This window comes from Embleya sp. NPDC059213, from assembly GCF_042754445.1.
In the GTDB taxonomy this organism is placed as follows: domain Bacteria; phylum Actinomycetota; class Actinomycetes; order Streptomycetales; family Streptomycetaceae; genus Embleya.
In genome coordinates, this window is the sequence record NZ_JBHZAV010000274.1 from 1 (window position 1) to 9,630 (window position 9,630).

Sequence of the window (9,630 nt, forward strand, 5' to 3'; positions counted from 1 at the left end):
ACCCTGAGGTCACGGTTCACCTTGCGTCCGATGACCTGTTTCTGCGCTACCCCCGAGGTTGCCGCTCGCTGCTTCCTGTGCGGGGTGCGGGCGTGGCAGCCGCCGCCGGGTGTGCCGGTGGCGATCACGTCGCCCGGGTTGAGGCGGATCACCGCGGAGACGTACTCGACCAGCGCGACCGGGTCGAACAGGAGGTCGCCGGTGGTGTCGGATTGCATCACCTCGCCATCGACATCGAGTCGCACATCGAGCACCGGACGTACACCACCGGGCAGCTCGTCCGGGGTGACCAGGTAGGGGCCGATGGGTGTGGAGGCGTCCCACATCTTGCCCTGCAGCCACTCGCGGGTGCGGAACTGCCAGTCGCGGCACGTGATGTCGTTCAACACGGTGAACCCGGCGATGGCGGCCTCGGCCTCGGCGGTGCTCACCCGGCGCACCCGTCGGCCGATGACGACCGCGAGTTCGACCTCCCAGTCCAGTTCGGTGGTCTCGGCCGGGTGCGGGATGTCGTCGGCCGGGCCGGTCAGAGAGTCCGCGAACTTCGCGAACAGCGTGGGATGGCTGGGGAGTTCACGCCCCATCTCCTGGATGTGGTTCTTGTAGTTGAGGCCGACGCACACCACCTTGGACGGCTGCGGCACGACCGGGGCGAAGTCGGCGCCGGCGAGGTGGAAACGGGTACCGGAGGCGGTTGCGGCCCGCTCGCGCCAGTCCGGGTCGGCGAGCAGCGCGCCGACGTCGGCGGCGCCGAGGTCGATCAGTTCCTCTCCGGCGAGCAGGACGGCACGGGTGCCGGCGGGGGTGCGCAGGGTGGCGAGCTTCATCGGGGATCCTCGTCGGTGGTGGAGCGGTGGAGTCGCAGGGCTTCGAAGATCGGCGCGTCGCCGAATCGGAACAGGTCGAGGGCGCCGCTGTCGGAGTCCGTGACGCCGGCCTCGGAGCGGGCCGAGAACGGCGTCCAGGACGGCACCGTGAACAGGTCGCCGCGCGTCACGGACCAGGTCCGATCCCCGACGGTGACCGTGCCGGAGCCGTCGAAGACCTGGTAGACGGAGGAGCCGGTCTCCCGGAACGGTGCCGTTTCGGTACCGCGGGTGATGCGGTGAAACTCGGCGCGGATCGTCGGCAGCACGTCGGCGCCGGTGGCCGGGTCGGTGTAGCGGACGGCGGCGTGGCCGGGTTCGACCACGCCGCCGTGGCCCTCCTTCGCCAGCTCCAGTTGGTCGTCCAGCGCTCGGTCGGTGACCGCCCACTTGTAGGAGAGCAACGGCGAGCCGGGGGCGGTGGCGGCGGGTGCGCGCAGGGGACGCAGTCCGGGGTGGCCCCAGAGCCGTTCGGAACGGGAGCGCTCGGGCGTGCTGCGCTCGGCGACATCGAGCCGGTCGCGGCCGAACTCGAAGAACTGCGTCTCGGCGCCGTACTGGAACGGGATGTCGAGGCCGTCGATCCAGGCCATGGGGGAGGCCCCGGCGTTGTGGTGGGCGTGCCAGTTCCAGCCCGCCTGAGGCAGGAAGTCGCCGCGGTTCATGGGCACCGGGTCGCCACCGACGACCGTCCACACGCCGGAGCCCTCGACGACGAAGCGGAAGGCGTGCTGGGTGTGGCGGTGCTCGGGGGCGTCCTCGCCCGGCATGAGGTACTGGATGGCCGCCCACAGGGTAGGGGTCGCGAAGGGGCGGCCGTCCAGGCCGGGATTCGCGAGTGCGAGGGCCCGCCGCTCGCCGCCGCGGCCGACGGGCACGAGTTCGCCCGCCTGCTCGGCGAGCATGAGCAGGTTGCGCCACTTCCACAGGTGCGGCAGCGCGCGTGAGCGCGGGTGGGTCGGCATCAGGTCGCCGATCTCGGTCCACAGCGGGACGAGCAGTTCACGGTCGAATCCCCGGTACAGGGCCTCCAGGGCCGGAGTCACCTCCGGTTGGTTCGATGCGGCGACGGTGCGCCGCTCGGCACGTGGTTCGACAGGGCTGGCGGTCATGCGTATACCGTGACGGCACAGCGCAGGACAGAAAACAAGATTCTGTTGTGCAGAACGCTTTTCGGGAGGCAGCGTGGAAAAGCCCCTCAAGACCCCGCCGCCGTACGCCATCGCCAGCGTGGACAACGCCCTCAGGACAGCCACGATGTTGCAACTGGAGGGCCCGATGACGGTCAGCGAGGTGGCCCGGCGCCTCGGCGTCGCCATCTCCACGGCGCACCGCCTGCTCGCGATGCTCGTCTACCGCGACTTCGCCGTCCAGGGGCCGGATCGCACCTACCGGGTGGGCCCGGTACTGGAGCTGGCCGCGCACTCGCAGTCCGCGGTCTCCCGGCTCCGTGCCGCGGCGCTGCCGCACCTTCGCCGTCTGGTCGACATGTTGGGGGAGTCGGCCAACCTGGCCGTACGCACCGGTGAGACGGTCCGGTTCATCGCCAGTGTCGAGTGCACACAGGCGCTGCGGGTGGGCTCGCGCGAAGGCATGGTCTTCCCGGCGCACCGCACCACCGTCGGCCTGGTGCTGCTCGCCGAGCTGGACGACGCGGAGTTGGAGTCGCTGTACGCGGCCGAGCGCTGGGAGAACCGGGCCTTCGACCGGCCAGACCTGGTCGAACTTCGCGCCGAACTGTCCCGCGTCGCCCGCAACGGCTTCGCGGTCAACCAGAGCCGCTCGGAACGCGGCCTGGTCGCCGTCGGGGTGTCGGTGCGCGGCGCGGACGCCACATCGGTCGGCGGGCTGTCCGTCTCGATGCCGAGCATCCGCTATGACAGGACGCGGGTGACCCAGTTGGTCGCCACGCTGCGGAGCGCGGCGGTCGCGCTGGAACGGGACTTGCTCGCCGGCTGAACCCCCGGCCCGGATCCGGGGGGCTCCGACTCAGCCGCGCGTGCGCAGCTCGGCGGCGCGTGCCCCACCGAGCGCCGCGAGGGCCTCGCCGAGGAGCCGCATCTGCTCGGGCAGGTCCGGCCCGGAGTCGGCCTGCATCGCGACGAAGGCGCCGTCGAAACCCGCGATCGCGAAATGGTCGAGGCGGTCGGCGACGGCCTGGGCGATCTCGGGGCCCTCCTCCGCGAACGCGACGGAGATCATCCGGTGCATGTAGGCGCGGCCGTCACGACGTACCTGGCGGATGAGCGTCCCGACCTCCGCCTCGGTCGCCTCCGCACTCATCACCAGCATCAGGTGCAGGCGCAGGAAGTCCGGCCGGGCCAGGAACATCTCGCCGGTGCGCTGGAGGAACCAGTCGAGTCGCTCCCGCGGGGTCCCGGGCGGTGGCCCCCCGGTGTGTGCCGTGCGCATGGCCGCGAAGAAGTCGTACGCGCCGCGCGCCATGACCGCCGACAACAGGCCGCCCTTGGACCGGAAGTGGTGGTAGACCGCGCTCTTGGGCAGGCCGGTCTCCCGGCTCAGTGTCGAGAGCGAGGTGGCGGCGTATCCGCGCTCGGCCATCACCCGCGTCGCGACGTCGAGGATCTCCTCGCGGGAACGCCGCCCGCGCCGATTGCTGCGTTTCGGGTCGGCCATGCGCCGAAGCATAGGCGCCGGGCGATCGCAGGTCGCACCGGCGGCTTTCTGCACAGCGGAATCGTCTGGACGGGCCCGGCGAGGCATGTGACGGTCGGCATACAAGAATAGAACGCTCGGTCCAAAAGTGCCGACTGTCCATCGCCCGGAGCCCTCATGACGCATAACCACGACGCGGACGTCGCCCTCATCGGGTACGGCCCCACCGGCGTGACCGCCGCACTCACGCTTCTCCGGCAGGGAGCCTCGGTCGTCGCCTTGGAGCGCGACCGCGACATCCACGCGCGTGCTCGCGCGGTCACCGTCAACGACTGGACGATGCGGATCTTCCAGGACCTCGGCGTCGACGAGCGGATCGCCGCCGTGATCGAGCCGCAGCGGGCACTGCGCTGGACGACCTACGACGGCACCGAGATCATGCGCGTCGAGCACCCGCCGTCCACGCTCGGCGTACGGCCGCGCTTCTACAACATCTACCAACCCACCATGGAAGCCGAACTCCGCGCGTGCGCCGAGGAGTACGGCGACCTGCTCGACGTGCGATTCGGCGCGCGGGCGACCGCGGTGGAACAGGACGCGAACGGCGTCACGGTCACCGCCGCAGACCCCGCGACCGGTGAGACGCACACCGTGCGCGCCCGCTACGCCATCGGCGCGGACGGCGGGACAAGCTTCACCCGCGCACAGATCGGCTCCCAACTCCTGGGCGACACCGTCGACGTCCAGTGGATCGTCATCGACTGTCGGGTCAAGCGCTGGTGGCCCGACCGCGACCTGCTCACCTTCTGGTCCGACAGCGAGCGCCCGGTCGTCGACATCGCCCTGTCGGCCGGCAACCACCGCTGGGAGATCCCACTCAAGCCGCACGAAACCGAGGCCGATTTCGCCGACGAGAGCGCCGTGTGGCCGCTGCTCGCGGCCCTGGGCGTGACCCCGGACGACGTGGCGATCCACCAGTGGGCGTTCTACCGCCACCACACCCGGATGGCAGACACGTGGCGGGTGGGCCGGGTCTTCCTGGCCGGGGACGCCGCGCACCTGATGCCGCCATGGGCCGGGGCCGGCATGCAGACCGGGATGCGCGACGCGCACAACCTGGGCTGGAAGTTGGGCCGAGTGCTGCGCGGCGAACTGCCACAGGCATGGCTCGACACGTACGAGACGGAACGGCGACCGAACGCCGCCTTCTACACCGACCTGGCCGTGCAACTCGGCCGGGTCATCAAACAGGAGGCCACGCCCGACGAGATCGAGGCGATGAACCGGATCCCCGAGGGGCTGGTCACGCCGTTCGAGCCGCCGCTCATCGCGCCCCCGGTGCTCACCGCGGGCAAGTTGCGCGGGCCGGTCGGCGACGCGTCGATCGTCGGACGCATGGTGCCGCAGCCGATCGTCGGCGACACCGTCGGTCGGATGGCACGCCTGGACGACCTGCTCGGGAACGGCTTCGTACTGCTGGGCGACGGCGTCGACCCCACGGTGCTGCTGACCGCCGAGGAGAAGGCCGGATGGGACGCGCTGGGCGCCCGCTACCTGACCGTCCGCCCGCAGGACGCGTATACCGAGGGCTCCGACGAGATCGTGGACCTCGAACGTGTGCTGCTGCCGTGGCTGCGCCGCTACGGCGCCCGGGCCGTCGCGATCCGCCCCGACCGCTTCGTGGCCGCGTCCGATGTCTTCGGCCTCGCGGTCCCCGCCTGAGCGCCCACGGAGCGCGGCAGCCCCATCCACAGCACGTACACCAAGGAGAACCCATGACCGGAGTCAAGGAACTCGCCTACGTCGTCTACGAGGCGAGCGACCTCGCCGACTGGGAGCACTTCGCCGTCGACCTGCTGGGCATGCAACTCGCGGGGAAGGACGACGACACGCTGCGCCTGCGCACCGATGCCAAGGCGTACCGCTGGCTGGTCCGGCGCGGACCCGCCGACGACCTGGTGGCGAGCGGTTACTCGGTCGAGGAGGAGGCCGCCCTCGACGCGCTCGCGGACCGGCTCGCCGCGGCCGGCGTCGACGTCGCCGACGGCGGGACGGCGCTCGCCGCGGCCCGCGGGGTGGACCGGATCCTGGTCACCACCGACCCGATCGGCAACCGGGTGGAGCTGGTGGTCGGACTCGCGGACGCCGACACCCCGTTCCGCTCCGACCGGCTGCTCGGCGGATTCGTCACCGGCGACGGTGGCGCCGGTCACCATGTGCTGATCGCCAAAGGCGTGTCCCGGGAGGATTATCTCGCCTTTTACGAGGGCCTGTTGGGCTTCCGGATCTCCGACACCATCGTCGAGGAGGTCGCCCCGGGCGTGGTCGCGGATCTGATTTTCCTGCACTGCAACCCGCGCCACCACAGCGTCGCGTTCGGCGACATGCCGCACCCCAAGAGCACGCACCATTTCATGCTCGAAGTCGCCGACATCCGCGACGTCGGCATGGCGCACGACCGCTGCCTGGAAGCCGGGCAGCCGTTCGAGATGACGCTGGGGATGCACCCCAACGACAACATGTTCAGCTTCTACGTCCGCACACCCTCGGGGTTCAGCGTCGAATACGGCTGGGGCGGCCTGCTCATCGACGACGCGACCTGGCAGGTCCGGACCCTCGACCGGCTGAACAACTGGGGACACCTTCCGCCCGAGGCGGTCGCGGCCCAACTCGCCCGCGCCGCCGGAACCGATCACGGAGACAACCGATGACACCCACCCGCGAATCGACCGCGCGCCTGGTCCGGACCAAGGACTGGACGCTCCGCTACCACGAGGCCGGCGAGGGCCACCCGCTGGTGCTGTTGCACGGCAGTGGCCCCGGGGCCACCGGCTGGAGCAACTTCGCCGGGAACATCGGGGCGCTCGCCGAGCACTTCCACGTCTACGCCGTCGACATGCCCGGCTGGGGCGAGTCCGACCCGGCCACGGTGGACCGACTCGACCACGTCGAGGCCGCGATCCAGTTCCTGGACGCCCTGGGCATCGAGAAGGCCGCCTTCGTCGGCAACTCGATGGGCGGCCAGACCTCGCTCCGGCTCGCCACCGAACATCCCGACCGCATCACCCACCTCGTTACGATGGGCGCCCCCGTCGGCCCCGTGCGGACCCTTTTCGGCGCGGGCGACGGCCCGTCCGAGGGCCTCAAGGTGCTCATCACGGCCTACCGCGATCCGAGCCCGGAGAACATGCGGCGGCTCGTCGAGATCATGTGCTTCGACAAGGAGCGATTCGCCACCCCCGAGCTGTGCCAGGCCCGTTCGGACGCGGCGCTGGCCCGGCCCGAGCATCTGCGCAACTACGTGGACGGCCTGCCGCACGGCACCCCGCTGCCCACGTGGGTGGACCCGAGGTTGCTCCCGGCGATCACCACGCCGACACTGATCATCCACGGCCGCGACGACCGAGTGGTGTCCTACGAGGTCTCGCTGCATCTGCTCGCGAACGTCCCCGACAGCCGCCTGGTGCTGCTCAACCGGTGCGGCCACTGGGCCATGATCGAGCACGCGGACGAATTCAACCGGCTGGTCACGGACTTCGTCCGAAACACCTGAGCATCCGCCACCCCCGAGCGCGCCGACTGGGCCCGGGGCGGGCCGTCCGCAATCGCGGACGGCGCGCCCCGGGCTGCCCGCGTTCCGGGCGCGCATACCGATCAGGACAGTGCGTCCCGACGCGCGAGGACGCCGCGGCGCGCAGCGCGGTCACGTGCGCCTCGGGGCGGAAGCGGGGACTGGGCCCGGCCACGCCGATCGCCGCGACGGGCTCGTCGTCCGGGCCGAGCACGGGCGCGGCCACGCACACCACGCCGACCGCGGCGTCCTCGTAGTCTGGCCTGGGGATGTCGCAGTTTCGTCGAGAACGCGGGTGTGTTGCACATAGCCTTGTACGCCTGAAGGCCCGGACCGTGTTTTGTGTTGGTCACGGGATTTGGGCCTGCTTGCAGGGTCGGGATGGCCTACGGACCGGATGTGCGGGACTTGGTGGTGCCGGGGCGGTGGCGGGTTTCGGCGAGGTGGTCCAGGCGGACGTCCGCGCCCACCACGCCGAGAAGTGGCCGACGTCGGGGTACGCCGTGACGTGGCGGCCGGAGTGGCCGCCCCCGGTGTGGCGGCCGAAAGACGCGACACGTGGGAGTGGACGACACAGTCGTAGAGGGGCTGGGGTTGGTGCGGCAGGTAAGGGCCAGATCGGCGTCGACAACGCTGTTCCCGTCGCTGGTGTCGGCTGTGCGGGAGGTGGTCGGCGGGGCGTAGGCGTCGGACGTCGTGCTCACCTGGTAGTGGCCGGGAGCCGGATTCGTGAAGGCGTGGTTTCCCTGGTCGTCCGTGGTCGTGGTGACGGCCTGTCCGTCGGGGCCCGGGACGGGCTGCCCGTTCTCGTCCAGGAGCCGCACCACGAGCCCGGTGGGCGGGCCGCAGTCGGCGGTGACGCGGCCGGCGATCTGCGAGGAGCGACGAGATCCACAACTGGTAGACCGGGAAGCCGGTCTGCTTGCCGAACTTCAACGTGATGCCGGTAACCGGCACGGTCGGCTGGAACCAGCCCGAGGCGCCCGTGGTGTCCGAACCGTGGCCGACGAGCGTGTTCGTGGCAGGGTCCCAGGAAGGCACGTCGGTGTCAGTTCCGGCGGGACCGCAGGCTGACGGTTTCAGCCTGGCCTGGCACTGGTTGAAGGTCCCCTGCCGGCCCAGCTGATCCACCGTCAGGGGCCGGCCGTCAGCACCCGTCGCCGCAACCGTGACGCTGTCGGCGTCGATGCCGCCCAGGGTGAAGGCGAAGTTCCCGGCATTCGTCGGGTGCTCGAACGTGAGGGTCGTCGTCGAGGGCGTCAGGCCCGTGGCGGTCCGCAGAGTGACGTATTCCTTGCCCTGCGAAGATCCGTACCGATCCCCCCACCGGCGTTCCCGGTCCCAGAAAGTCCGAGGTTCCGGACTGCATCGTGGCGGTGGTGCGGTCCGTTGTCACCGCCGCGGTCGGGAAGTCCGTGAGGGGATGTCGACCGTGCCCGTGGTGCCGTTCATCGACCAGTCGCCGTAGGCCGACGTGGCGTCGGCATATGCCGATGTGGACGGCCAGCACCACACCCCGGCGACCAGCGCGCCGGCACAGACGACATGCGCAACGCGGCGAGCAGGGACGCGTCCACCCGCAGGTTGAATTCTTTCATGTAGTCCGTTTTCCGTTATATCCCTCAATTCATGACGAATTCTGGTAGGCCACGCGAATGTTCAGCCGATATTGCCGTACCGACCCGGGCCGAAAGAGCGAGGACGATCACCATGGCGCTCCTGGTGACCGACGTCGGATACGAGAAAGCCGCCCACCTCATCGGCAACGCCGTCCGCACCAACCACGGTCTCTGCGCGAAAACTTCGGCCGGGCCCCCGGCGCCGTCGAGGAACCGATCCGGTGGTGCGGCACGGTGCCCGCGGCCCGACCGCGCTTCGCCGCGGTCGACATCGAACCGCACGGCACGCCCGGCCCGGCTCCCGCCGTGCGATGGTCTGGGACAGGCCCGCGGCCAACAGGTGCAGGCGCCGGCCGATCCGCGGGGTGTAGGGCGTCGGTGATCAACGTGGTGACGGTGCTCAGGTGGGCGTCGAGCAGGGTGGCGGTGTGTTGGCGTTGTTCGGTGGCCTGGCCGGTCAGTTGCGCCCCGGTGGTCTCCAGTCATTGGACGAACTCGGCGTCCACGGCGCTGCCGTGGCGTGATCCGGCGGCGGGGGGCGGTTCCAGGGTGGCCCACTGTCCGGCGAGGCCGGCCAGGGCCGCGCCGGTGTAGCCGAGCAGGGTGCGGCGTTTCATCGTCGTCTTCAACGCCTCTCTCAACGCGGTGACGGTGTGGTGTGCGCCCAGGGGCAGTGGCGTATGCGGGCCCGGTAACCAGTGCGGCCAGGCGCGGACGTCGACGTCGTCGGGGCCAGGCCGAGGGCCTCGGCGAGCAGGAGTTGGGATTCCGCGCAGGGTTCGACCCCGGTCTCCCACTTCCACACGCGGCCGCGTCGGGTGCCCGATCGAAGACCCCGGTGGGCTGGTCGCTCGAGGACCTCGCGGGGGCGTTACCAGAGCGGCCCGCCGCGCGCGGCCCGGACCTGGGTCAACAAGTGTCCCAAAGGAGTTTGCAACGACCCAAAAACCCCACACCC

Annotated in this window: 9 protein-coding genes; 4 read left to right on the top strand and 5 right to left on the bottom strand. The window is 70.6% G+C overall.

Annotated elements, in window-relative coordinates; translation table 11 throughout:
- Together ACFXMF_RS44675 and ACFXMF_RS44680 are read right to left on the bottom strand one after the other, a co-directional pair.
- The coding region (locus ACFXMF_RS44675; protein ID WP_380021199.1) for a fumarylacetoacetate hydrolase family protein at positions 1 to 827 on the bottom strand (827 nt) is incomplete at its 3' end.
- Entirely contained in the window at positions 824 to 1,978 is a 1,155-nt protein-coding gene (locus tag ACFXMF_RS44680) for a cupin domain-containing protein (protein WP_380017727.1), read from the bottom strand. The genes ACFXMF_RS44680 and ACFXMF_RS44675, both read right to left, overlap by 4 nt.
- A 73-nt stretch (positions 1,979 to 2,051) precedes the next feature.
- Here ACFXMF_RS44680 and ACFXMF_RS44685 point away from each other — a divergent pair, with 73 nt between their 5' ends.
- Positions 2,052 to 2,825: an IclR family transcriptional regulator gene (locus tag ACFXMF_RS44685; protein WP_360313588.1), complete on the top strand. Its 774-nt coding sequence runs from the start codon at positions 2,052 to 2,054 to the stop codon at positions 2,823 to 2,825.
- Positions 2,826 to 2,855: 30 nt separating this feature from the next.
- Here the strand turns inward: ACFXMF_RS44685 and ACFXMF_RS44690 are convergent, their stop codons facing one another.
- Positions 2,856 to 3,503, bottom strand: a complete 648-nt coding sequence (locus ACFXMF_RS44690; protein WP_360313590.1) for a helix-turn-helix domain-containing protein — start codon at positions 3,501 to 3,503, stop codon at positions 2,856 to 2,858.
- Positions 3,504 to 3,659: 156 nt separating this feature from the next.
- Here ACFXMF_RS44690 and ACFXMF_RS44695 point away from each other — a divergent pair, with 156 nt between their 5' ends.
- The 3 genes from ACFXMF_RS44695 to ACFXMF_RS44705 are packed head-to-tail and all read left to right on the top strand — an operon-like array spanning position 3,660 to position 7,035.
- Entirely contained in the window at positions 3,660 to 5,204 is a 1,545-nt protein-coding gene (locus ACFXMF_RS44695; RefSeq protein ID WP_379992519.1) for a bifunctional 3-(3-hydroxy-phenyl)propionate/3-hydroxycinnamic acid hydroxylase, read from the top strand.
- A gap of 53 nt (positions 5,205 to 5,257) precedes the next feature.
- Complete coding sequence (locus tag ACFXMF_RS44700; protein WP_360313594.1) at positions 5,258 to 6,193, top strand: VOC family protein; 936 nt, start codon at positions 5,258 to 5,260, stop codon at positions 6,191 to 6,193.
- A complete protein-coding gene (locus tag ACFXMF_RS44705) occupies positions 6,190 to 7,035 on the top strand; it encodes an alpha/beta fold hydrolase (protein WP_379992520.1) in 846 nt (281 codons plus the stop codon). The genes ACFXMF_RS44700 and ACFXMF_RS44705 overlap by 4 nt, the downstream gene beginning before the upstream one ends.
- Here ACFXMF_RS44705 and ACFXMF_RS44710 read toward each other — a convergent pair.
- Positions 7,010 to 7,324, bottom strand: a complete 315-nt coding sequence (locus ACFXMF_RS44710) for an IclR family transcriptional regulator C-terminal domain-containing protein (protein WP_380017728.1) — start codon at positions 7,322 to 7,324, stop codon at positions 7,010 to 7,012. The two genes, ACFXMF_RS44705 and ACFXMF_RS44710, sit on opposite strands and share 26 nt — an antisense overlap.
- A 1,830-nt stretch (positions 7,325 to 9,154) precedes the next feature.
- A complete protein-coding gene (locus ACFXMF_RS44715; RefSeq protein WP_360313600.1) occupies positions 9,155 to 9,289 on the bottom strand; it encodes a hypothetical protein in 135 nt (44 codons plus the stop codon).
- Positions 9,290 to 9,630 lie beyond the last annotated feature (341 nt).